General features: G+C 39.8%; 21 protein-coding genes. 7 read left to right on the top strand and 14 right to left on the bottom strand.

Annotated elements, in window-relative coordinates; translation table 11 throughout:
• The 3 genes from pyrH to ABS768_RS05945 all read left to right on the top strand — a co-directional run bounded on the left by pyrH (position 1) and on the right by ABS768_RS05945 (position 3,877).
• The gene (pyrH, locus tag ABS768_RS05955) at positions 1 to 708 is read left to right on the top strand and encodes a UMP kinase (RefSeq protein WP_408074063.1); all 708 of its coding nucleotides are present in this window, start codon (positions 1 to 3) and stop codon (positions 706 to 708) included.
• A 22-nt stretch (positions 709 to 730) separates the two neighbouring features.
• Entirely contained in the window at positions 731 to 1,294 is a 564-nt protein-coding gene (frr, locus tag ABS768_RS05950) for a ribosome recycling factor (RefSeq protein WP_408074299.1), read from the top strand.
• A 90-nt stretch (positions 1,295 to 1,384) separates the two neighbouring features.
• Positions 1,385 to 3,877 (top strand): DUF5686 family protein, encoded by a 2,493-nt coding sequence (locus tag ABS768_RS05945; protein ID WP_408074062.1) that lies wholly within the window; start codon positions 1,385 to 1,387, stop codon positions 3,875 to 3,877.
• On the opposite strand, the gene ABS768_RS05940 is transcribed toward ABS768_RS05945, so the two are convergent.
• A complete protein-coding gene (locus tag ABS768_RS05940) occupies positions 3,874 to 4,200 on the bottom strand; it encodes a DMT family transporter (RefSeq protein WP_408074061.1) in 327 nt (108 codons plus the stop codon). The two genes, ABS768_RS05945 and ABS768_RS05940, sit on opposite strands and share 4 nt — an antisense overlap.
• A gap of 178 nt (positions 4,201 to 4,378) precedes the next feature.
• Here ABS768_RS05940 and asnS point away from each other — a divergent pair, with 178 nt between their 5' ends.
• From asnS to ABS768_RS05925, 3 genes are all read left to right on the top strand, one after another.
• Positions 4,379 to 5,812 carry an asparagine--tRNA ligase gene (gene asnS / locus ABS768_RS05935; protein ID WP_157483095.1) on the top strand — a complete coding sequence of 478 codons (1,434 nt, stop codon included), beginning with the start codon at positions 4,379 to 4,381 and terminating at the stop codon, positions 5,810 to 5,812.
• 225 nt (positions 5,813 to 6,037) lie between these two features.
• Positions 6,038 to 7,501, top strand: coding sequence for an RNA polymerase factor sigma-54 (rpoN, locus tag ABS768_RS05930; RefSeq protein WP_408074060.1), 1,464 nt, complete (start codon positions 6,038 to 6,040; stop codon positions 7,499 to 7,501).
• Position 7,502: 1 nt separating this feature from the next.
• Entirely contained in the window at positions 7,503 to 8,108 is a 606-nt protein-coding gene (locus ABS768_RS05925; RefSeq protein ID WP_408074059.1) for a hypothetical protein, read from the top strand.
• A 49-nt stretch (positions 8,109 to 8,157) separates the two neighbouring features.
• Here the strand turns inward: ABS768_RS05925 and ABS768_RS05920 are convergent, their stop codons facing one another.
• The 5 genes from ABS768_RS05920 to ABS768_RS05900 all read right to left on the bottom strand — a co-directional run bounded on the left by ABS768_RS05920 (position 8,158) and on the right by ABS768_RS05900 (position 12,116).
• Positions 8,158 to 8,946 carry a type 1 glutamine amidotransferase domain-containing protein gene (locus ABS768_RS05920; protein WP_408074058.1) on the bottom strand — a complete coding sequence of 263 codons (789 nt, stop codon included), beginning with the start codon at positions 8,944 to 8,946 and terminating at the stop codon, positions 8,158 to 8,160.
• Positions 8,947 to 9,034: 88 nt separating this feature from the next.
• Entirely contained in the window at positions 9,035 to 9,595 is a 561-nt protein-coding gene (locus tag ABS768_RS05915) for a Crp/Fnr family transcriptional regulator (protein ID WP_408074057.1), read from the bottom strand.
• A gap of 2 nt (positions 9,596 to 9,597) precedes the next feature.
• On the bottom strand, positions 9,598 to 10,323 hold the full coding sequence (locus ABS768_RS05910) for a porin family protein (protein ID WP_408074056.1): 726 nt from the start codon (positions 10,321 to 10,323) through the stop codon (positions 9,598 to 9,600).
• 47 nt (positions 10,324 to 10,370) lie between these two features.
• On the bottom strand, positions 10,371 to 11,441 hold the full coding sequence (locus ABS768_RS05905; protein WP_408074055.1) for an AI-2E family transporter: 1,071 nt from the start codon (positions 11,439 to 11,441) through the stop codon (positions 10,371 to 10,373).
• Positions 11,442 to 11,513: 72 nt separating this feature from the next.
• Entirely contained in the window at positions 11,514 to 12,116 is a 603-nt protein-coding gene (locus tag ABS768_RS05900; protein WP_408074054.1) for an MFS transporter, read from the bottom strand.
• 117 nt (positions 12,117 to 12,233) lie between these two features.
• Between ABS768_RS05900 and ABS768_RS05895 the strand changes: the two genes are divergently transcribed.
• A complete protein-coding gene (locus ABS768_RS05895; protein WP_408074053.1) occupies positions 12,234 to 15,653 on the top strand; it encodes a hypothetical protein in 3,420 nt (1,139 codons plus the stop codon).
• On the opposite strand, the gene ABS768_RS05890 is transcribed toward ABS768_RS05895, so the two are convergent.
• The 8 genes from ABS768_RS05890 to ABS768_RS05855 form a co-directional block, all read right to left on the bottom strand.
• The gene (locus ABS768_RS05890) at positions 15,650 to 16,138 is read right to left on the bottom strand and encodes a hypothetical protein (RefSeq protein ID WP_408074052.1); all 489 of its coding nucleotides are present in this window, start codon (positions 16,136 to 16,138) and stop codon (positions 15,650 to 15,652) included. The two genes, ABS768_RS05895 and ABS768_RS05890, sit on opposite strands and share 4 nt — an antisense overlap.
• A gap of 78 nt (positions 16,139 to 16,216) precedes the next feature.
• On the bottom strand, positions 16,217 to 16,771 hold the full coding sequence (locus ABS768_RS05885) for a YceI family protein (RefSeq protein ID WP_408074050.1): 555 nt from the start codon (positions 16,769 to 16,771) through the stop codon (positions 16,217 to 16,219).
• A 6-nt stretch (positions 16,772 to 16,777) separates the two neighbouring features.
• Entirely contained in the window at positions 16,778 to 17,137 is a 360-nt protein-coding gene (locus tag ABS768_RS05880) for a cytochrome c (RefSeq protein ID WP_408074049.1), read from the bottom strand.
• Between the two features lies 1 nt (position 17,138).
• Entirely contained in the window at positions 17,139 to 17,981 is an 843-nt protein-coding gene (locus ABS768_RS05875; protein ID WP_408074048.1) for a DUF5777 family beta-barrel protein, read from the bottom strand.
• 5 nt (positions 17,982 to 17,986) lie between these two features.
• Positions 17,987 to 18,382 carry an OB-fold protein gene (locus ABS768_RS05870; RefSeq protein WP_408074046.1) on the bottom strand — a complete coding sequence of 132 codons (396 nt, stop codon included), beginning with the start codon at positions 18,380 to 18,382 and terminating at the stop codon, positions 17,987 to 17,989.
• Positions 18,383 to 18,601: 219 nt separating this feature from the next.
• The gene (locus tag ABS768_RS05865; protein WP_408074044.1) at positions 18,602 to 19,663 is read right to left on the bottom strand and encodes a phytase; all 1,062 of its coding nucleotides are present in this window, start codon (positions 19,661 to 19,663) and stop codon (positions 18,602 to 18,604) included.
• Positions 19,660 to 20,640 carry a metallophosphoesterase gene (locus ABS768_RS05860; protein ID WP_408074042.1) on the bottom strand — a complete coding sequence of 327 codons (981 nt, stop codon included), beginning with the start codon at positions 20,638 to 20,640 and terminating at the stop codon, positions 19,660 to 19,662. The genes ABS768_RS05865 and ABS768_RS05860 overlap by 4 nt, the downstream gene beginning before the upstream one ends.
• A 58-nt stretch (positions 20,641 to 20,698) precedes the next feature.
• Positions 20,699 to 23,509, bottom strand: a complete 2,811-nt coding sequence (locus ABS768_RS05855; protein ID WP_408074041.1) for a TonB-dependent receptor — start codon at positions 23,507 to 23,509, stop codon at positions 20,699 to 20,701.
• Between the last annotated feature and the right edge of the window lie 54 nt (positions 23,510 to 23,563).

Here is a 23,563-nt window from a genome sequence, read left to right as displayed (position 1 = left end):
ATGAAATACAAAAGAATCCTGTTAAAGCTAAGCGGCGAAGCCCTTATGGGCGACAGGCAGTATGGCATTGATCCTAAGAGACTTGCCGAATATGCCCACGAAATAAAACAAATACACGATAAAGGTGTTGAAATAGCAATCGTTATTGGAGGCGGTAACATTTTTAGAGGTGTTTCCGGAGCCAGCAACGGTATGGACAGGGTTCAGGGAGATTATATGGGAATGCTAGCTACCGTAATTAACGGTATGGCATTACAGGGGGCCCTTGAAGATGCCGGCATGCAAACCAGACTGCAAACAGCCCTTAAAATTGAGGCTATTGCAGAACCTTATATTAAAAGACGTGCTGTGCGCCACCTTGAAAAAGGACGAATTGTAATTTTTGGAGCCGGTACAGGTAACCCATACTTTACTACCGATACAGCTGCAGTACTAAGAGGTGTGGAAGTTCATGCCGATGTTATATTAAAAGGTACACGTGTTGACGGTATTTATACTGCCGACCCTGAAAAAGACGCTACTGCCACTAAATATGACACGCTTACTTTTGAAGATGTACTTCAAAAAGGACTTAATGTAATGGACACAACTGCCTTTACACTTAGCCAGGAAAACGAACTACCTATTATAGTGTTTGATATGAACAAGGCAGGCAATCTGGTAAAAGTATGCGAAGGTGATACTGTAGGAACTACAGTAAGCGTTTAACTAAAAACTGAAAAGAAACAGCATTATGGAAGAAATAGATTTTATTTTAGATAGCAGCGAGGAGTCAATGAAAGGATCTCTTAGCCACCTTGAAAAAGAATTCCTTAACATCCGTGCGGGTAAAGCAAGCCCTGCCATGCTTGGTAGTGTAAAAGTAGATTACTACGGTTCTCAAACACCTCTTTCTCAGGTTGCAAATGTTAACACTCCCGATGCAAGAACCTTAACGGTTACTCCTTGGGAAAAGGCTATGCTACAGCCTATTGAAAAAGCAATAATGATTGCTAACCTTGGTTTTAACCCAATGAACAATGGTGAGAATATTATCATTAACATTCCGGCATTAACAGAGGAAAGAAGAAGAGACCTTGTAAAACAGGCTAAAGCGGAAGCAGAAGATGCTAAAATTGGCGTAAGAAATGCCCGTAAGGACGCTAACACTGAAATCAAGAAACTTGAAAAAGAAGGTACATCTGAAGATGTTTGTAAAAAAGCAGAAGACGATATACAGGAGCTTACCAATGCTTACATTAAGAAAATAGATGATTTGTTGGCTCACAAAGAAGCCGAGATCATGAAAGTATAAGTTTTAAGGTCCGCTGGTAACAGCGGACTCTTTGTTTATACTATCTTTGTAACAATTTTACGTATTGCGCGTTTAGCTTTAAAAACCCCTATGAGAGTTATTACCGTCCTGCTTTTTTTGTTCAGCATGGCTGCCAACGCCCAGTTTACAATAACCGGGATAGTTAAGGACGGCAGTACTAACTCACCTCTGCCTTTTGCTACTATAAAAACACAGGAAGGCAATACCATTATTGGCGACCTTGACGGTAAATTCATAATAGAAAGCAAAACCAAACAACAAAGCATAACCATTACCTATACCGGTTATGAAGCCAAAACTGTTAAAACACACAGTACAAAAAAATTTTACACCGTAGTACTTAAATCCAAACCAAACGAACTTGAAGAACTGGTTATTAACCAAGCCAACAAGGCTACAACTATAATAAAACATGCCATTCGTATTAAGGAGAATAATGACCCGCAACAAAAACTAAACAATTTTAGATACAAAACCTACAACAAACTTATTGTTACGGCTAATCCCGATTCCATAAGCTCAAAACTGGATTCAATTTACCTGTACGAAAAAACAGGGCGAAGGATATTAAAAATAGACTCCACCGACTATAAATTTAAAAAGCTGATTGAAAAACAACACCTGTATCAAACCGAAAAGATATCAGAGTTCAGCTATACAAAAAAAGACGGGCTTAAAGAAAATATACTTGCTGCACGTATGGCCGGGTTCAAACAACCAGTATACGAGTTTATAGGCCTTAGCCTGCAATCTTACTCAGTTTATAATGATGTAGATTTATTGGAAACCAAGTACAGGGGACCTTTATCATACAACGCACTTTTAGAGTACAAATACAGAATACTCGACACGGTATATATAGACAACCGCAAAACGTTCATGATCTATTTTACCCCAAAACGAGCTAACAAGAAAAAAAGGCTAGACGGCCTTGTATACATAGACAGCAATACATTTGGCGTAGCAAAAGCCGTATTTAGGGTAAAAAACGTACTGGATATAACCTCTACCCACCTGTTTAAGTTTGAGGAAGAACAGGGCATTTGGTTTCCCGACAGGAAAACCCTTAAAATAGTAAAGGGAAACAACCGCGAAGACATAAACATACTGGGTGAGACCATTAAATTTGATGCTATAAACAGTACGAATTCCGACAGGGATAAGGAACCATCCGACTTCGTGTATGTATATTCTGAATCCATTAATTCCGACAAGGAATTCAACATCCCGTTAACAATTAAAAGACCGGCAATTGCTATAGAGATAAATGAAGAAGCCATAACCCGCCCTGAAAGCTACTGGACACAACACAGAGCCGACACGCTGGACGAACGCAGTATTAAAACCTACCCGGCACTGGACAGCATCCTTACCAAGGAGAGAATAGAACAGTTTATCAACTTAGGTAAAAGGGTTATTACCGGATACCTGCCTGTAGGCTTTTTTGATTTTGACCTGAGGCAGATTGTAAAATACAACAACTACGAAGGTGTAAGGTTTGGTGTAGGTGGAATAACCAACAATAAATTCTCTGAAGTATTTCGTATTAGCACTTATGGCGCTTATGGTACTAAAGACGGACAGTTTAAATACAACCTTGGCGGAGCTGTACGACTTGGTCGTTTTTCCGACTCATGGATTGGAGGTTCCTTTACCGAAGATGTACAGGAAATTGGTAGTACCAATTTCGCCACAGATAAACGGGTATTTAAAATATACGACCCCCGCCCTATAAACGTTTCCACTTTTTATAAGTACCGTAAATGGCACGGTTATATTGAAACCAAAATAATCCCGAAAACCGAAAGCCGATGGGGTTTTAGCCGCACCAGTGTAGAGCCACGCTTTGATTATGCTTTTAATACCAACGGACAGTTATACACAAAATACAACCTCAGTACCTTTGAGGCAGCCCTGCAATGGAACCCATTTAGCGATTTCATGCAGACTCCCGCAGGGCGTATAGAGGTAGAAAAGCGATTCCCTAAATTCACATTCCAGTACACTCAGGCGGTTACAGGCTTATTTGAAAGTGATTTTACTTTTGGAAAACTCGATTTCAGAACAGAATACGAAAAAAAATATATAAGCGGACAAAAAACATCGCTCGTTATACAGGGAGGTTTAGCCATGGGCGACACCCCTATTACCCACCTGTACAGCACTTCTCCAAACAACCTGGACAAAGATGGCGTTATAGCCCGTATTACCTTTGCAGGTAAAAACAGTTTTGAAACCATGTACTTTAACGAGTTTTTCTCCAGTCAGTATGCCATGTTTCAGGTAAAGCACGCCTTTAGGAGGCTAAATCTTTTTGGCGACATCAAACTTAGTCCGGTACTGGTAACCCGTGGCGTTTGGGGTAATATGGAAAGTCCGGAAAAACACATAGGACAGCCATACAACACACTGGAAAAGGGTTTCTATGAAAGTGGTGTGGAACTTAATGAAATATTTAAAGGACTAGGGTTAACTGCTTTTTACCGTTACGGGCCCTATCATTTACCTGAGTTTGACCGTAACATATCTATTAAGCTGTCTTTTGTATTTAGCCTGTTTTAGTGCGAAACAAATTTTAGTCCTATAATAGAGGCAATAAGTGTAGTAATAAAAAAAAGCCTCCAGAAATCTGCCGGCTCCTTAAACACAACAATCCCAACTAAAACCGTACCTACTGCTCCTACTCCTGTCCATACAGCATAGGCAGTACCAATAGGCAGTGTTTGGGTAGCCTTATACAATAAAAACATACTAATGGCAAGGCATACAAAAAAACCACCCATCCATAATTGAGAGGTTGTTCCGGTAGTCTCTTTAGCCTTACCAAGGCAGGACGCAAAGCCCACTTCAAAAAGCCCTGCTATAACAAGTAAAATCCAGTTCATGGCACTATTGTTTAAACAAAGGCAAAGATACTACTTTAAGACAAGGTAAAGTTTTCCAAATTATGGTTTTAATATTTACACCTTTTTGTTGTTTTTACTACATTTGCAGGCATTTGTATTTTGAAAAACATCAAAACACAGCTGATTTCCAGTTTATTCTATTTAATTTATTATAAAAATGAAACACACAAAAGTTAAAGACCTGTTGAATAGCACCAACACGATTGATGAAGTATCAGTAAAAGGATGGGTAAGAACTTTTAGAAATAATCAGTTTATAGCACTGAACGATGGTTCGGTTATACATAATATCCAATGCGTTGTTGACTTTGAAAATACTCCGGAAGAAACCTTAAAACGTATCACAACCGGAGCAGCAGTAGCCATTAAGGGTAGCCTTGTGGAAAGCCAGGGTAAAGGACAGAAATATGAGATAAAAGTTTCGCAGGTTGAAATTTTAGGAGACAGCGACGCTGAGAAATTCCCTATGCAGCCTAAAAAACACTCTCTTGAGTTTTTAAGGGAAAACGCTCACCTTAGAACACGCACTAACCTTTTTGGAGCTATCATGAGGGTACGTTCGGTATTATCATTTGCCATCCACCAGTATTTTCAGGAAAAAGGATTTGTGTATGTAAACACACCTATCATTACCGGTAGTGATGCCGAGGGTGCAGGTGAAATGTTCAAAGTAACAGCATTACCGTTTGATAACACACCACGTACAGAGGAGGGCAAAGTAGACTATAAAGAAGATTTCTTTGGTAAAGAAACAAACCTTACCGTATCAGGTCAGCTTGAGGCAGAAACCTATGCTATGTCTTTAGGACAGGTATATACATTTGGCCCTACTTTCCGTGCTGAAAACTCTAACACATCACGCCACCTTGCCGAGTTCTGGATGGTTGAACCAGAGGTTGCATTTAACGATCTTGATGCTAACATGGATCTTGCCGAGGATTTTATCCAGTATGTTATTAAATATGCTATGGAAAGATGTGAGGATGACCTTAAATTCCTGGACGAGCGCCTTGCTGCCGAAGAGAAACAAAAGCCACAAAATGAGCGTAGCGGCATGGGACTTTTAGAGAAACTTCAGTTTGTACTGGAGAACAACTTTAAGCGTGTTAGCTACACAGAAGCTATCGACATTCTTAAAAACTCTAAACCTAACAAGAACAAAAAGTTCAACTATATTATTGAGGAATGGGGTGCCGACCTGCAAAGTGAGCACGAGCGTTACCTTGTAGAGAAACACTTTAAATCTCCGGTAATACTGTTTGATTACCCTGCTAAGATTAAAGCATTCTATATGCGCCTTAACGACGACAACAAAACCGTTCGCGCTATGGATATCCTTTTCCCTGGTATTGGAGAAATTGTGGGTGGTTCACAAAGGGAAGAGCGTCTTGACGTACTTCAGCAAAAAATTGCCGAACTTGGCATCGATGAGGAAGAACTATGGTGGTATCTTGACACACGCCGTTTCGGTACTGCTGTACACAGTGGTTTCGGACTTGGTTTTGAGCGTTTGGTACTGTTTGTTACCGGTATGAGCAATATCCGTGACGTGATTCCTTTCCCAAGGACTCCGCAAAACGCTGAGTTTTAATTTCCAGAAATTAGTATCGAGAATTGAGATATTAGATTATAGAAAAAGCCCTGCAAAAAATGCAGGGCTTTTTTAATACATTGTATTAATAAGATATGTAAGACATATACTTCCATATCAAAAATTATACCTTTTTTTATTTCAATTATAATTTTTTCTAAAAATATAGCGTTTTAAAAGGGCTTTTTTGTACTTTTATAATTCATAAAACTCTATGTTTTTACTATGCTCAAACAGAATTTACAATTAAAATTATCACAGAAATTATCGCCGCAGCAAATTCAGCTGATGAAGCTGATACAATTGCCAACGCAGGCATTTGAGCAACGCCTTAAAGAAGAAATGGTGGAAAACCCTGCATTGGAAACAGGCAAAGAGGATGACTACGAAACTGATGAGTTTGGCAATGACGATTACGATGATTATGACGACTATGATAATGATAGGATAGAAGCCGATGATATTAACATTGACGAATACCTTAGCGACGACGAAATACCCAATTATAAATTGCAGGCAAACAACTACAGTGACGACGACGAAGAGCGTACCATGCCTTATGCCGCGCCTGTTAGTTTCCATCAAAATCTTATTGACCAGCTTAACACTTTTATACTAAGTGATAATGAGAGGGATATTGCTGAGTTTTTAGTGGGCAGTATTGACGATACAGGATACATCCGCAGAAGTGTGGACGACATTGTGGACGATATGGCCTTTACACAGGGTATTTACACAGACGGCCAAACTGTAGAAAACATACTACACATTATACACCAGCTGGAACCGGCAGGAGTTGGCGCACGCGACCTACAGGAGTGCCTGCTGTTACAGCTAAAACATAAAACCCCTACCGAGTCTATTGACCTGGCTATTGATATACTGGAAAATCAGTTTGATGCCTTTACCAAAAAGCATTACGACAAACTGTTGCAGAAGTATGACATCAGTCAGGATCAGCTTAGAAAAGCTATAGACGAGATAGAAAAGCTAAACCCAAAACCGGGGGGAGCTTACGACAGCAACTCAAAAGTTGTGGAACATGTTGTTCCTGATTTTTCCATAAGGATTGTAGACGGCGAGCTGGAACTTTCCCTTAACGGAAGAAATGCTCCTGAATTACACGTATCGAAAGATTATCAGGAAATGCTGCAAAGCTACAAAGAGTCTAAAGACAGATCCAATCAGCAAAAAGATGCAGTACAGTTTATTAAACAGAAACTGGATTCGGCAAAATGGTTTATAGACGCTATAAAACAGCGTCAGGAAACCCTTTTTGTCACCATGAATGCCATTATGCATTATCAGGAAGAATATTTTCTTGACGGTGATGAAACCAAATTGAAACCGATGATCCTTAAGGATATTGCCGATATGGTAGGACTGGACATCTCTACCGTATCCCGTGTAGCAAACAGTAAGTATGTAGAAACACCTTATGGCACCAAGCTGATTAAGGAATTCTTCTCTGAAGCTATGAAAAATGATCAGGGAGAAGATGTGTCTACCATTGAAATCAAGAAAATACTTCAAAACGTTATAGACGAAGAAGACAAGAGAAAACCGTTACCGGACGATAAACTTGCCGAAATACTAAAAGAAAAAGGCTACCCTATAGCCCGAAGGACTATTGCAAAATACAGGGAGCAACTGGATATCCCGGTAGCAAGAATGAGAAAGAGGATTTAATATGAAGAAAATACTGCCGGCTTTCTCCTATATATTCCACCCGTTGTTTGTATCGGTATATGCTGCGCTGCTATATTTTTTATTTGCCCATCAATATTTTTACAGTTATGAAATTATACTGGTAAGTGTACAGGTACTTATACTTACCGTACTCTTACCTATATCCATATATTACCTCCTTCACTCACTGGGACTGGTACACTCTACCATGAAGCTGGACAGGAAGGAGCGTAAAATTCCCCTTATTATACAGGCATTACTATTAGGCATAATGCTCTATCAGGGATTTGGTAACACTACCATCCCCGAACTGTATTATTATTTTGCAGGTTACCTCATCAGTACGGCACTGGCAATAGTAATGGTGCTGTTTAACCAAAAATCCAGCCTACACATGATGGGTGTTAGCGCGCTTACCGTTTTCCTTATAAGTCTATCCCTACATTTTCACCTTAGACTTAATTATACTATTGCTTTCTTTATACTATGCACCGGCTTTACAGCCTCTTCAAGGCTGTATCTAAAAGCACACACACCAAATGAACTATTACAGGGCTTACTTATAGGCATTGTACCTCAGGTAGCGCTATGGCATTGGTGGCTGTAAAAAAAAGCGGACCTTAGTCCGCCTTATAGAATAACCAGTTTTATATAATTTAGTTCAGCTTTTTTAGTATCGCTTCCCCTACTCCTTTTGCCGATTGAGGATTTTGACCTGTAATAAGTCTGCCATCTACAGTTACATGAGGTTCCCACATTCCTGATTTTTCAAACTGTCCGCCACGTTCAATTAACTTGCTTTCCAGCAGGAACGGAACTACATTTTCAAGCTCTACCGCTTTTTCCTCCTCATTAGTAAATCCATTTACTTTTTTACCGCTTACCAGATACGATCCGTCTGACAGTTTTATATTTACCAGTCCGGCAGGACCATGACATACAGCGCCTACAATTCCGCCATCTTCATATACCTGCGCAGCTATTTTAGCCAGTTCTTCGTTGTCAGGCAAATCCCACATTGCACCGTGACCACCCGCATAATAAATAGCCTCATAGTCTTTTGGGTTTACTTGAGACGGTGTCATTGTATTTTCAATTTTGGCATGATATTCCTCATCCTCCCAAAACTTCTTATTCACCTCATCATTAAGATCAAAACCATCTACCGGAGGGTTTCCTCCTTTCGGACTAACAAAATCAATAGTATAACCTGCTTCATGCAGTACCTCCCACGGATGCGCTACCTCTGCAAGGTAATATCCGGTAGGTTTACCGGTATCCCCTTTTTTGTCATGACTTGTCACAACAAACAAAATCTTTTTCTCTGTTGTTTTGATTTCTTCCTGCGGCTGAGTATCTGTCTCCTCTTTTTTCTCTGTTTCCTTACAGGAAGCAAACGAAAGTGCTAAAACCAGAAAAGCGGCTTTAAAAAGTACTTTTTTCATAGTGATATTTAATTAATTAACACTGCAAATTTACAGTCCCGTATTTGCAATACACAGGACATACATCACATTTTTATAGCTAAAAGAATTATGCCAGTCTGCTTAAAGTTTCGCGCGTAACACCCAAATAAGCCGCTATAAGTGTTTTAGACACTCTTTGATACAGCGACGGGTATAAACTCATAAACTGCTCATAACGCTCTTTAGCATCATTATTAAGCAACGAAAGGATACGCCTTTGTAAAGCCACATAGCCGGAGTTTGATTTCTTTCTGAAAAAGTATTCCATTTTATGAAGTGAAGCGCAAAGTTTATCCTTATCCTCAAGGGTAATACAAAGCAATTTGGTATCCTCCAGGCAGTCAATATCCAATTGTGCCGGAGTTTTATGGAGCAATGCCTGATAATCGGTTACCCACCAGTTTTCCATAGCAAACTGCATAATATGGTCTTTACCCTCATCGTCAGTATAAAAAGCCTTTACGAGTCCGTTTACCACAAAATACTCGCAGTTTACACTATCACCCTGCTTTACCAAAAAGTCTTTCTTTTTGAGTTTTTTAGGTTTAAAATAAGAAAACACAATATCAAACTGATCGTCTGTTAAAGGAACTATCTCCTCGATATGTTTTCTTAAAACCTCTTTCATGTTTACAATATATAGAACATTAGCCCGATATTAAAAGAACTCAGCTTTAATTCTTCTCCCTGTTTGGTATAGGCATTTTTATAAATCGGGGTAAAGGAATAAGCTGCATAAAAGTTCCATGTATTCCATCCTGCCGAAACATACGCTGTAGAAATCCATTTGTTAACATCCGGGTTATGCTGTATTTTTATTGTGCCTTCATTGCTTTCAAACTGGGAGCGGTCGTTTAACAGATAGCTTACTTTGAACCCTGTATAAATTCTCCAGAATTTATGACTGGTCATTGTAGAGTTTCTCCATCGTAGTTCAATAGGCAACTCTAAGTAATGGAGTACCAATTTGTTTTTTGAAAAATCACTATCAGACACAACCTCATATGCTCTACCGGTAATTTCCCTTTCTGTAACTTCAGACACTTTCAGGTTATGCTTTATATTGGTGTAGGAGTATCCCAAACCAATGGACACCGCCCTGTTTCTTGCCTCATTAAGCGGAATATCCCTTAAAAAACCTAATGTAAGTCCTGTAGAGAATGAGTTTTGCGAATACTGCTCGGCTTTACCGTGAATAAGGTTATAGGAAACGGAAGCATAAAACTGATCTTCCCTGTATAACGGATCGGGAGTTAGCAGGCTATCCGATTGCACAGCAGCCTTATCTGTTTCATTAGTTTGTGCCAGTAATGGAAGAGTAAAAAACAATAACAGATAAAGACAGATTATTCGCATAGTATTAACGGGTTATTTATACAAAGATGCAAAAGTTTACGGATAGTTTATTTATGCTCCTTTATAATTTTACTTTTCCGCCTGTCATCTCCGTTGCCCAGTAAAAAACTATAGGGCTTTAATGGTTCTACATGCATAAATACAACATTTATGATTCCCAGTATGGGTATGGAAAGTATCATCCCGATTATTCCCCATATCATACTCCCTACCACAACTGCAATAATTGTAATAAAGGGATCAAGATTTACATTATCACCTACCACATAAGGTTCAAACAGGTATGACTCTACAAACTGCGCAACTGAAAAGGTTACCACAATACCTATAAGGGCTGTTGTATCACCGTCTGCCACATAACCTAACCCAATAGCAATAAGGAAACCAATAATATTCCCGATATAAGGAATTATAGACAATAATGCTGCCAATACACTTATTATGATAAAGTTACTAACCCCGAAGACAGCCATACCTAAAGCATATATTATGGTTAAAAATATCATGAGTATAAATTTACCATACAGATATCCCTGGGTAATTTTTACCGCCTGAGTAAGTACATCATCCACATCATCCTTGTTTTTCTTTTTAAAGAGCTTTACAAAAAACTGCCTGAACTTTTTGCGGTAGTTCAGCAAAAAGAAAACATAAATAAACGTAAGCAGGTAATCACCGCTAAAGGAGTACAAACCGTTTATAAAACTGATGACCTGTTTACCCATATTCCCTGTGGCTTCGTTTTGCTGTTTAGCAATATCCTCGGGGCTAATGGGTGTTTTTTCATAAATGTAGTCTTCTAGTTTTTCAATCTGCGGCATTATTTTTTGTCTTGCTTTATCCCAGTCGGCCACAAAACTTTGTATCTGTATCGATATAAGCGCTACAAACCCCACACTTACCAAAAACAACAAAATGGTATTGATAAGCGATGACAGCATACGGTTTATTTTCCACGATTCCAGTTTCCGGGCAACGGGCAACATTAGCAGTGCCAGTATAACAGCCGTAAGCAAGGGAGCCAGCAGGGGTTTGGCTTTAATAAGCCCTGCGGTTAAAAAATAAATACCTACTATGAAAACAGTGCCGGTGTATAGTATTCGTTTACCTGAAGTCATAATTTGTAAGTTTTACTTTAAAGATAAAACTTACAGCTTTAACATTGTCAAAGTTTTAGGAAAATTTAATATTTACTCTTCTCTATTTTCCTGATATGTCCTATCTCTAACACCTTTAATACTGTCAACTTTTCTCCAAAGCGATTCGTCCTCCGGATTTTGTTCTGCTTCCTCTATAGCTCGTAAAAGTTCAGGATTATCACTATATCTAATATTTCTGACAAGGGAGGAATTATCAAACAATACAAGTAACGGAATACCGATAATCACAATTCGAATTAGCATATTCCTGTAAAACAATTCTTTTTTTGTAAAGTACTTTATAAGTACAATTATGAGCATTATCAGAAATCCGGGGATACTAACAAGAAGCATTGCACCAGCTCCCGGCCACATCATCCACCTGAACAGTATACCTATTATTGCTGTTGAAAAGACAATCCCCGACAATACAGCACCTACCATACGCAACGCGCTGATTTCTTTATAATTGTCATTTTTAATCATATCCCTAAAGCCTAAGCCGTTAAGCAGGGCAAAGCTTAAACAAAAGTAAACCATACTTAAAATGGTCATCGTTAAAACGGCTAGTATATTCCCTCCCGGAATATGTAGAACAGATAATAAAATCCCTACTAAGGTCAATACTGCTAAAATGATTTCAGCTTTTTTCATTGTAATATTGGTGATGGTTTAGTAATTGTCAAACCTACAAAATTTAAGCTGTAAACCAATACTTAAATCTTCCCTGTAAATACACTACTTTTGCTTTTTTAGAGTTATACTCTTGTGATGCTGAGATATAGGTTTTTAATGGCGTTATTGTGTTTGGTTTCCGCGGTTTACGGTCAGGAAACAAACGGCCTGTTTAAAAACCGAAAAATAGCTCCCGTAACCGATACCATACAGATAGACAGCGTTAGCATCAACAATGCTTTTTTTACTCTGAAAGACAGGAATGGGAAAGACATAGATACCACCTTATACCGTGTCGACTTTAAACACAGCACACTGGTTTTTAAAAATGGGTACACACCGCAGGACACCCTGTTTATGCGCTACCTGAGCTACCCGGAATACCTTACCAAAAAATACAGCATTTATGACGATTCCCGTGTGGTAGACAATAATGCCACCGGAACCCAAAACCTGTACCGTGTAACACGCGACCCGCTCAATACCTTTAAACCGTTTGACGGACTCACCACATCGGGTAGTATAACCCGTGGTATAACCGTAGGTAATAACCAGAATGCGGTGGTAAACTCCAACCTTGATTTACAGATTACAGGAAAACTATCTAATAAAGTAAGCCTGCGCGCTTCCATACAGGACAGTAACATCCCGCTACAGGAAGGCGGTTACTCACAAAAACTGGATGAGTTTGACCAGATTTTTATAGAACTCTTCAGTGATAACTGGAGCATACGTGCCGGGGATCTTTTCCTTGAAAACAGGCAGTCCCGCTTCCTTAACTTTAATAAAAAGGTTCAGGGTATATCTACCAACTTCTCTTTTGGAGATGACGATTCAAAAACTACCGTTTTTGCTGCAGCCGCACTGGTAAGGGGGCAATATGCGCGAAGTACTTTTACCGGACAGGAAGGCAATCAGGGTCCGTATAAACTACGAGGACCTAACGATGAATTGTATATACTGGTAATATCGGGATCGGAAAGGGTTTTTGTAAACGGAATCCTACTGGAACGTGGCGAAAACAACGATTACATTATAGATTATAATGCCGGAGAAATAATATTCACTTCACTATTCCCCATCACCAGTGAGATGCGTATTAATGTGGAATACCAGTATACCGTGCAAAGCTATACCAGATTACTTACCTATGGTGGTATTACCCACGAGGAGGAAAAATGGAGCATAGGCGGTTTTGTGTATTCTGAAAACGATATTAAAAACCAACCCCTGCAACAAAACCTTACCGAAGAACAGGTAGAAATCCTTAAGCAGGCAGGAGACAATACCGACCAGATGATTGCTCCTTCGGCTTATGTAGACACCTATTCCGAAAACAAGATATTGTACCGCAAAACGCTGATTAACGGTGTTGAGGTTTTTGAATATTCCAACAACCCTGACGACGAACTGTACAATGTTCGCTTCAGCTACCTTGGTACCAATATGGGTAATTACATACTGGCAAGTTCGGCAGCTGTGGGACGAATTTTTGAGTATGTGCCTCCTATTAACGGTATACCGCAGGGAGACTACGAGCCCGTTATCCGGCTTACGGCTCCACAAAAAATACAAATTGCTACCGTATTGGGTAAATACAACCCAAGCGAAAAAACGCTTATCGATTTTGAGGCCGGTATGAGCAATAACGACCTCAATATGTATTCGTCGCTTGATAATGACGACAACAATGGTTATGCTGCAAAAATAGATGCCAATCAGCGCCTGTACACAGGTAAGTGGGAACTGGATGCTTTTGCCAACTATCAATTTATCCAAAAAGACTTCCGTACCATAGAGCGTTTGTTCAATATAGAGTTTAACCGCGACTGGAACCTTAACGGCATCACTACTACCGATGGCAACCAAAGCTACCTTACAACCGGAACTACATTCAGGCTACCGCAAAAGGGGCAGCTTAACTACCAACTGGAACAACTGGATTTTTCGGGTAGTTTTACCGGAACACGCCATGTGGTTAACGGGCGTTTTATCTTTAATAATTTCCTGATACAAAATCAGGGCAGCTGGCTGGACAGTGACAGCGACTATGCAGCTTCAGAATTTATACGAAACGAAGCCCTTGCCAAATATCATTTTGGCAAAAACTGGGTAGGCGGAACCGTGAGGATAGAAGATAACAGGGAGCGTCTTAAGGAAACAGGTCAGTTATCAGCATTAAGTCAGCGTTTTAATGAGCTAGGAGCTTTTGTAGGGCGTGGTGACAGCACTAAGGTGTATGTGGAACTGGGCTACCTGCAAAGGGCTAACGACAGTGTTGTAAACGGCATTCTGAACAAGGTAAACACTTCCCGTTCCTACTATATGAAGTCGAGACTGATGAAAACCGAAAAAAGCGACCTGAGTCTTTTTGTAAATTACAGGAACCTTAAGTTTACTGACCCTGACATTAAAAATGAGCAGTCGCTTAACTCAAGGCTTTTGTATAACGACAGGTATTTTGACCAGTTAATACAGGTTACCACTGCTTATGAAACCACATCGGGTACCATACCACAACAGGAATTCACTTATCTTGAAGTTGAACCCGGGCAGGGTACATACACCTGGAATGATTATAATAACGATGGTATACAACAACTGGAAGAGTTTGAGATTGCCCCTTTCCCCGATCAGGCGAAATATGTTAGGGTATACCTGCCCAACCAAGTATACATACGCACCCATCAAAATAAGTTCTCACAATCGGTTACCCTGAATGCGAACCAGTGGCAAAACGAAAAGAGATTTAAAAAACTGCTTTCCTATTTTTACAACCAAACCTCGTTTTTAATTGACCGTAAAATAGAACGCAAGCCGGGTGCCTTTGACCTTAACCCTTTTGACAATAGTGAAGATGGACTACTGGGGCTTAACTCCAGCTTTAGGAATAGTTTGTTTTATAACCGGGGGAAACAGCATCACTCAGTCACCTATACTTATTTAAAAAACAGGGCTCGCACTCTGCTTAATGCCGGTTCTCAGGAAAGTAAAAACAGTTCACATCAGTTACAGTATGCTCATTTAATACAAAAACTATGGTTATTAGGCTTTTCGGCACAAACCCTGCAATCTGACACCTATTCTGAAAATTATGGCAGCAGAAACTACAAAATAGGCGGATTTGCATTATTACCTAAAGTATCGTACATATTTTCCAAAAATGCCAGTTGGGATCTTTTTTATGAATATCGAAGCAAAGAGAATAAAATAGGCGAAATGGAAACCCTTTACCAACAGCGTGTGGGAACATCGTTTACCTATGCTTCAGACAGGCAGTTTTCCATAAACGGTGAATTCTCTCTTTATGATAACGATTTTACCGGTAACGAACTTACACCAGCAGCCTACCAAATGCTGGAAGGTTTACAGGCCGGAAAGAATATTACATGGCGATTGCTGCTGCAAAAAAACCTTACACAGTTTCTGGATGTAAACATAAACTATCAGGGACGTAAAAGCGAAACCAGTAAAGCCATCCATACGGGTAATGTACAGCTAAGGGCTTATTTTTAATTGAAGGCTGCCTTTTCCTTATCAGAAAAAGCATCGCACTGTACCACATAGTTTTTGGTAAAAACTTTGAGATCTTTAGGCTGTGCGGCATAATTAGCAATCAGGAAAGCTTTATCTTTTTTAATATCTCCGGTGTATCCCGTAATCCACGGTACATTATCCTGAATATTTAAGCGTAGTAGTCGTGCCTCATAGTTTTTGGCATCCTTTTCAATTACCTCCTCCAGTAAGTCAGTCCCTTTATTAAAGTAACGGGTTTTGGCAAAAAGGCCTTTTTCATATTTAGCCATCAAAACTATAGAAGCCGCCTTATATGCCAAAAGTGTCGTATTTTGATGACTGTTATCCAAATCTTCAAACGAAGCATGGAACGCAAGGGCACTTTCGGCAGAAACAGCAGCATCAATATACTGTTGCCTAACCGTAGCCAATTCTTTATCGGGAGCAATACATAACAGACATAAAAAAAGCCCTAATACTTTCATGAAGATCGTTTTAGGGCATAAAGATATGGTTTTTAACAATTAAACAGTTCTTAAAAACAGTTAACCGAAAGCTAAAGGTTACTGCTCCAATAGGAATGTATAAGTAACCTGTACCTCATCGGCTATTTTTTTGCTAACCACTTTGGGAACATCAATGTCAAAGTCGGCAGGCTTTACCATAAAATTACCGTTTATAGTAATGGCATTCCCTTTAATTAATACCATGGCAACATCATTAATTTTTTTGGTTTTACCATGCAGGGTAAGTTCACCTGTTAAGGTAAACTGTTTCGGTTTTTCCGAAAGTGCTTTCAGCGAAAACCCTTCCAGCTTTCCTTTAAAAACCGCCTTAGGGTATTTTGCCGTTTCGGCATAGTTTTCATTAAAATGCTCTTCCATAAGGGCCACCTTAAAACGGAAACCTTTCATAAGTGCCAGTGCCGCAAGCTCACCGTTATCGGTATTAAGTATCGCCGACACATTTTTGTTTTCGGCTGCTACCTCCTCAAACGAAGGAACCGAAGCCTCAAACTTTATATCTCCTGTTTTAGTGGTAAACTTTTGCGCATGAGAAACAAATGGCATCATGGCTGCCACAAAAAACAGGACGAAATGTAAATTTCTGATTTTCATATTATTTTAATTTTCCATTAAACCGTCGGTATTCCATTGCAGTATCACATCGATATTTGCCTGTGGCATCCTACCGGTTTGCGGCATTAGTTGCTGCTGTCCGTTTTGTAGCTGTATACGCCCCAGCAAATTGTGATTCTGTACCGCATCCTTAACCTGTGCATAGGTAAGCAGCGGCCTGAAAGAAGCCACTCCGCCCGGAGCATGGCAGGATAAACAGTTATTATCTATAATCGTTTTCACATTAGCCGTATAGGTAACAGTTCCTACCATGTTTTGCTCTTCGCTTATATCCTCATAAGTATTGGAATCACACGAAACAAAAAACAACGCTAACAAACCTGTATATAAAATTGTATTCTTCATATTAAAAAACCCTGTATAAATTAAACCCAAAGAAAAAATCTCCCTTACCCCAATCGCCTGCCGCAGTGGTTACATAACCACCTTCGGTCATGGCCTGCGAGTTGGTAAACAACAACTGGAAAATGTGTCCGCCTGTTTCCAGATCCAACCCAACCGATAATGGATTCTGATAAAAATCAGGCTTATCAAAATTGTGTACATATTCCATATTAAGCGAAAACCTTTTGGTTAACTTAAGCCTTCCCCCTGCTCCAAGTGAAAACTGGTCGTCGTTCTCCACATCAGGATTGTACAGGTTTTTATGGATATACATAGGTACCATTTCCAGAGAAAGCCTGTCGGATATTTTTCGTGAAACCAGCAACTGGCTTATATAAGTTAACCTGTCGCCAAATTCGATTTTAGGATAATCTTCCTTTTCCAAAAAGGTATTGATGTCTACAGTATTGTAGCCAATAACGGTTACGGGAGCTCCGGTTGCCTGATTGGCAAGCCTGTACTTTACGGCAGTCTCATACACTTTTAAAAGTGTATGGCGTGAAGCACTAACCGAAAGCCACTCGTTAATACCATAGGCACCTCCTATTTTTGTGGTAGCCATATCCATCCCGAAAAATTCGGAAATACCGCCTTTAACCGAACCAAACCTGTGGGACACCACAAAATAAAATTCCTGTGCGGCAGGTATTTTTGTTGACTGTAGGGTTACAATCTGTAATCCCTTAAAAGCAGGTGTGACATAATCCTGCGTGGAAACCGAGTCTATCTCGGCCAGTAAATCATCCTGTGCTGAAACAGAAGACGCTACTGTAAGGCAAAATAGCAAGCCTAAAAAATTCTTCATTTGTATTATTGATTAATTGTACACTGATCCAGCTTTACCTCACCAAAAAGTTCGTCAAAGCCTATACATCGCCCCTTTACCTTAATATTTTCGCCTTGCTTGATGTTCTTAGCAGGCATATCAAAACTGCAGTACACACCAGGCTCAAGGGAAACCGAAATGCTATCACTATCATTTACGTTTCCTATAACCATAATGGTTTTATTAAGGTACATTGAGTTTGCCTTGGCAGCATTTGTTTGGTACTCATCCACAATATCGGGGGCTGTTAAGGTATAAGCTGGTGCTTCGGCGGTTATATCTCTTGCCTCTTTGTACAAAAAACCAAAATAGAAGTAATAGGCCGCAGCCAGCACCAGTAAAATAACACCTGAAATGATTAATATCTTTCTGTTTTTCATATTGCAGATTGTAATAATTTTCTTCTTACAAGGCTAAATTACCAAACCACATAATGAGAAAAGAGCAAGGAATAGTAAACCCAACGGCTGACTTAGTATTCCTGCCCTTTCACTTAGAATTTGTTTTTTCAGTCCCTCACTTCAGGGCACAAAAAAAGGCCCTCTCACAATGGGCCTTTTTGTTTAGAAAGATTCAGATAGTCTCACATTTTATCTGTCTTACTGTTTTTTATTTTCATCTATTACTTTTTGAATAGTGTTCCAGTCGTAATAGTGGAAAGTCATACCGTTACTCATGGCAACCAGCATCCCTTTAGGGAATTTACCTCCCAGGTTAACACTGGTAGCATCGGCTCCGTCACATTCTATGGTTGAGGTGGGCACCTCTGCCAGTAGTTTGTATTCGTTAGGATTACCGTTAACGCCTTCACGCGGGTACACCATAAAAGTATTTGCCTGCTGATTAGATATAAGTATATATCCTGTAGAATCGGTAGCCTTGTATATTGCAATACCTTCGTGATCCTCCTTAAAGCCTTCCTGTCCAAAAAAGGCAAGCTCCTCATTTCCGCCATCAGGACCGGCATTATATTTCCTTATACCTTTTCCTTCGTCACTGTAATAAACTACTCCAAGTTCGTTATCTACAGCTATAGCTTCAATCTCTTTGTTTCCGCTATAGTTACCAAATTTCCTAACAACGTTTGCCGTTACAGTGCCGTTATCGTTACCATTCAGTTGATACTGCCACAGGTAACTTCCCGAAGGACCGCTTTTTCTGCCAACTATTGCATAAATAGCCGTTACACTGTCTTTCGTTTGTGTATAAAGCGAAATTCCCATTGAGGCACGTTCTGTTTCACCTACAAAAACTTCGATACCGCCATTATCAATAGGTTCAAGTTCCGGCAGGCTAAATATCCTTATCTTATTCGTCTCCCTTTCGGTCGTTACGGCAACATCTGTTTTTTTACCTGCCACCATAAGTCCGTAAGCGATGTCAACATTGTTAGGTCTTTTAAGGGTAACCGACTTTTTCACGATTTTCCCTTCAAGGTCATACATATACAGTCCGCCATCGGTATCCTTATCCGTACCTACTATATAGCTTTTAGAAGCATCTTCCGGATTAACCCATATAGAAGGATCGTCAGTATCGTGTGGTGTAGGTTGTGTTACTACAGCAGGCTTAACCGCATCTTCCCTTACCGGGGCCAACTTATCTCCGCAGGAAACAAGCGTAAATCCGATAGCTGCTGCAAGTGTTATATTCTTTATCATTTTTTAATCATTTCTGTTGTGTAAATAATATCTCCGTGCTCATTAACTAACTGTACCAGTAATTTTTTACCAGTTACAGAAAAGCACATAAACCCTGCCTGATTGTCGGCAAAAAGGGTTCCTTCACGCTCCCCACTTGGCCTTACCTCACTACCTGCCCCCGAAAGGAACTGAGTAGTATAACGCCCCTTTGGTTTTACAACCTGCAGGTCGTGCTCATGCCCGCACAGGTAAGCATCTACTTTATACTTATCAAAAAAAGAAGCAAACTTTTTCTCAAAGGCTTTGGTATCGTCACTGTTTTTTCTTTTCCCTCCGCTATATAACGGATGATGTCCTACAACTATTTTCCATTTGGCATCGGTTTTTTCCAGTGTCTCAGCCAGCCACTTTCTTTGGGCTGTGGTATCCTGCTTAATGATATTTTCATACATATCATTATCCTTTTTATAGTAACCGTCTATAAACGGATTGGTATCCATAACCACCATAAGCAGTTTGCTGCCATCCTTTAGTTTGAATGTCTCACTGTAATACGTATCGGGCATTTGCCAGCGACGGCTCACTTTTGTGTAATCTATCTGTGCCTGGATGTTACCGTTGTAATCATGGTTACCCAGAGCCACATACCAGTTTTCATAAAGCTTTGTATTGGTATAGATATCCTCAAACGAATTTTGAAGCTGAGAATCCTGTGTACTCTCTATTCCGTTAGGGTAGAAATTATCACCTACAGAAATGGTAAAATCTATATCCAGCGTTATGGCAGCAGCCCCCATTTGTTCGGCTACCGGCTTTTGATGGTATTGTCCGTGGCGGCCAAAATCTCCCAGCACTAAAAAGTGAAGCGCATCATCTTCCTGTTGCAGCTTTGGGATAAATTTTCCCTGATAACCTGATTCGGTTTCTTTTAAATATCCCTGTGCGCCCGCATTAAGGAAAGCAAAACACGCAATAAGTAAAACTATTTTTTTCATAAGCATTGTCTTAATGAGCCGGCAAATTAATGCCGGCTCATTAAAATTATATTTTTTATTAGAAGTCAAATTTAAGACCAAGGTTGTAACGACCTTCGTAGTACTCTAACTGTTTCACCCTGTTTGATACGCCTTGGTAGTAACGTAACGGCTGATTGGTAAGATTTTTAGCCTCAGCAAAGATGCGAAGGTTTTTGGTAATCTTGTATGAAGCGTTGATATCAAGGAAGAACTGTTTGTCGTAGTAGCTGTCATTAAACTCATCTGCACCCAGTTCGTCAAGATAATCAGAAGTGAAGTTTGCAGAAGCTCTTGCAGAGAACCTGCTGTTTTCCCATGAAAGCGATCCGTTAAACATGTGTGGTGCAGTACCCGGTAGTGTAACATCTGTTCTTTCGTTACCATCCTCATCAGCAATACCTTTAGCTTTAGAATCAGTGTAAGTATAGTTAACATACACACCAAAGTATCTAAGGAAGCCCGGAAGGAAGTCAAGCTGCCTCTGGAAAGCCACCTCAAAACCGTATACATCTACATTATCACCGTTTCTTGACTGGATAAATGTCCACTGTTCTCCCACAGGTACAGGGTTGTCTGCCTGATTAGGGAAGTCATTAGCAAAATCTACCGAAGTATACTGGTTGTTGCTATACGTGTAAATGAAATCCTGAAGGTTTTTGTAGAAAACACCTCCTGATATTAAACCAACAGATTTAAAGTAATTCTCTGCCATTAAGTCGAAGTTGTACGAGTAAGTAGCATCAAGATCAGGGTTCCCTGCTATGATTTCAGTGTCTGAAGCGATGTTGTTAATATATGGCGCAAGTGCATAGTAATTAGGTCTTGCTAAAGCTGTAGTGAATGCAGCCCTGATTACAAAATCCTCGGTAGCGTTATATTTAAATGTAACACTTGGAAGTATGTTAGTATAAGAGTTTGTATTCTCTATTTTACCTTCAAGTTCTTCTTCGTCAAGCACCCTGTTACCGGTATAGTCAATATGTGTATTTTCGATACGGGCACCAATTATCATAGATAGTTTGTTGTTGAAGTCCTGATCCCATCTTACATAACCTGCAAAAATATTCTCTTTTGCTTCGTAGTTTACAGCAAGGAATTCAGAAGGATCTGACTCGCTGTCGTAAAGTGCAGGATTGTTTAGGTCTAACCCACCAAGATATGCTGCAGAAGCATATATACCCGGCACATACTGGCTCCCCGGATTGAATCCGTCACCACCCCAGTAGCTTGTAGGAACATCTGCAAGAGTTAGGTCACCTTGTGGCTCGTACGCATAAAAGTTATTCTCTCTTGTTTTATCTTTTAAACGTAAACGTAAACCTGTTCTTAAACGTCCTTTTTGCCCCTCGATAACAGAGAACGGAAAACGGATGTTCACTTTAGCGCCAAACTCGCTTTCTTTAGTATAGTCACGGTTTTCTGTAAGTTCACTAAACTCCATTAGTGAAGGATCTTCACCCGTAGTTGTTACATAAGGTTTTTTCATGTTTGAAAGGTCTACACCAAAAGGAAGATCTTCCTGCTCAAACTCAATGTAACGCTCGTTAGGACGGAACTCTTTTGCTGTTGCATAGTTTACACCCCAGTCTAAATCAAGCTTAGGACTTAAAAGGTGCTCACCTCTTAAAGAGTAGTTTTGCACACGCTGGTCTTCAAGTCTTCTGTTTTTGTTACGGTTGTTGTCTATACCACCTTTGGTTTCTCTTTTAACCACCCCTGTATAACCTACAATTTGCTCACCGTTGTATAACGGATCGATATCATCATAAGTGGTCCTGAAACGGTTTTCACGGTCATCTCTCCAGTTGTAAATACCACTGGCAAAAATAGTATTGTAGTCGTCAAACTTATAGTCTATTGCAAACGATCCGCTACGACGTATACGTTGTACATCATACTTTCTTATTTGTTGCTCTTTTACATATACGTTTCCAAAATCATCCTGAGTCCAGTCGGCCTCAATGTTGTCACTACCAAAATCATTATTGTTGTACGATCCGCTAAGAACAACACCAAGTTTGTTATCAAAATAACGGTTACCATAAACAAGTCCGGCAGTATAAATACCTTTATCTCTAATTGGACCATAACCACCTGCAAGTGTAGCAGAGATTCTTTCACCATTTGGCGTAGCACGCGTAACAAGGTTTACGGAACCACCAATCGCATCGGCATCCATATCGGGCGTAAGGGTTTTATTTACCTGAATGGTAGAAATCATATCAGACGGTATAAGGTCCATCTGTACATTACGATTATCACCTTCGGCAGAAGGAATCCTGTCACCGTTAAGTGTTACCGAGTTAAGTGACGGAGCCAAACCACGGATAATAATGTTTCGTGCCTCACCCTGGTCATTTTGCATAGTAATACCAGGTACACGCTTTAAAGCATCACCAATGTTTGAATCTGGAAAACGACCTACCTGGTCACTTGAAATAACATTAGTAATATTACTGTTGTTTTTCTGCTGATTGATTGCTCTTGCCTGACCTCTTAGAGCGTCACCCACAACAACAATTTCATCAAGTGTTTCAGATCCGCTAACTAATACAAAATTTACAGTTGCATTTTTACCCTCTTCCACAACAACCTGTTGTGACTGGGTTTGGTATCCTAAATATAATACCTCTACAGTATAAGTACCAGCAGGTACATTAAGAAATTCAAAATCACCTATCTGGTCAGATACTGTGTATTTATTTCCTTCGCTAAGTCTAACTGTTGCACCGGGAAGTGAGAAATTTTCATCCTGATCGGTAATCTTTCCCGAGATTACCCCGTTCTTTTGGGCATAAGCAGATACACTCAGCACAAAAGCCGTGATTAATAGTAATAGTTGTTTCATTGATTTAATCTTTGTGTTTGTTGGGCGCAAAACTAAAAGTCACATTTAACGTAG

Source organism: Flavobacterium rhizophilum, assembly GCF_046000485.1.
Lineage (GTDB): Bacteria > Bacteroidota > Bacteroidia > Flavobacteriales > Flavobacteriaceae > Flavobacterium > Flavobacterium rhizophilum.
Note: the sequence above shows the minus strand (reverse complement) of the source record. Positions and strands in the feature narration are given on the sequence as shown.

What these genes read in the sequence shown, in the direction of transcription:
- pyrH (WP_408074063.1), top strand. Translation starts at nt 1, where the DNA reads ATGAAATACAAAAGAATCCTGTTAAAGCTAAGCGGCGAAGCCCTTATG.
- ABS768_RS05945 (WP_408074062.1), top strand. Translation starts at nt 1,385, where the DNA reads ATGAGAGTTATTACCGTCCTGCTTTTTTTGTTCAGCATGGCTGCCAAC.
- ABS768_RS05940 (WP_408074061.1), bottom strand. Translation starts at nt 4,200, where the DNA reads ATGAACTGGATTTTACTTGTTATAGCAGGGCTTTTTGAAGTGGGCTTT.
- asnS (WP_157483095.1), top strand. Translation starts at nt 4,379, where the DNA reads ATGAAACACACAAAAGTTAAAGACCTGTTGAATAGCACCAACACGATT.
- rpoN (WP_408074060.1), top strand. Translation starts at nt 6,038, where the DNA reads ATGCTCAAACAGAATTTACAATTAAAATTATCACAGAAATTATCGCCG.
- ABS768_RS05925 (WP_408074059.1), top strand. Translation starts at nt 7,503, where the DNA reads ATGAAGAAAATACTGCCGGCTTTCTCCTATATATTCCACCCGTTGTTT.
- ABS768_RS05920 (WP_408074058.1), bottom strand. Translation starts at nt 8,946, where the DNA reads ATGAAAAAAGTACTTTTTAAAGCCGCTTTTCTGGTTTTAGCACTTTCG.
- ABS768_RS05915 (WP_408074057.1), bottom strand. Translation starts at nt 9,595, where the DNA reads ATGAAAGAGGTTTTAAGAAAACATATCGAGGAGATAGTTCCTTTAACA.
- ABS768_RS05910 (WP_408074056.1), bottom strand. Translation starts at nt 10,323, where the DNA reads ATGCGAATAATCTGTCTTTATCTGTTATTGTTTTTTACTCTTCCATTA.
- ABS768_RS05905 (WP_408074055.1), bottom strand. Translation starts at nt 11,441, where the DNA reads ATGACTTCAGGTAAACGAATACTATACACCGGCACTGTTTTCATAGTA.
- ABS768_RS05900 (WP_408074054.1), bottom strand. Translation starts at nt 12,116, where the DNA reads ATGAAAAAAGCTGAAATCATTTTAGCAGTATTGACCTTAGTAGGGATT.
- ABS768_RS05895 (WP_408074053.1), top strand. Translation starts at nt 12,234, where the DNA reads ATGCTGAGATATAGGTTTTTAATGGCGTTATTGTGTTTGGTTTCCGCG.
- ABS768_RS05890 (WP_408074052.1), bottom strand. Translation starts at nt 16,138, where the DNA reads ATGAAAGTATTAGGGCTTTTTTTATGTCTGTTATGTATTGCTCCCGAT.
- ABS768_RS05885 (WP_408074050.1), bottom strand. Translation starts at nt 16,771, where the DNA reads ATGAAAATCAGAAATTTACATTTCGTCCTGTTTTTTGTGGCAGCCATG.
- ABS768_RS05880 (WP_408074049.1), bottom strand. Translation starts at nt 17,137, where the DNA reads ATGAAGAATACAATTTTATATACAGGTTTGTTAGCGTTGTTTTTTGTT.
- ABS768_RS05875 (WP_408074048.1), bottom strand. Translation starts at nt 17,981, where the DNA reads ATGAAGAATTTTTTAGGCTTGCTATTTTGCCTTACAGTAGCGTCTTCT.
- ABS768_RS05870 (WP_408074046.1), bottom strand. Translation starts at nt 18,382, where the DNA reads ATGAAAAACAGAAAGATATTAATCATTTCAGGTGTTATTTTACTGGTG.
- ABS768_RS05865 (WP_408074044.1), bottom strand. Translation starts at nt 19,663, where the DNA reads ATGATAAAGAATATAACACTTGCAGCAGCTATCGGATTTACGCTTGTT.
- ABS768_RS05860 (WP_408074042.1), bottom strand. Translation starts at nt 20,640, where the DNA reads ATGAAAAAAATAGTTTTACTTATTGCGTGTTTTGCTTTCCTTAATGCG.
- ABS768_RS05855 (WP_408074041.1), bottom strand. Translation starts at nt 23,509, where the DNA reads ATGAAACAACTATTACTATTAATCACGGCTTTTGTGCTGAGTGTATCT.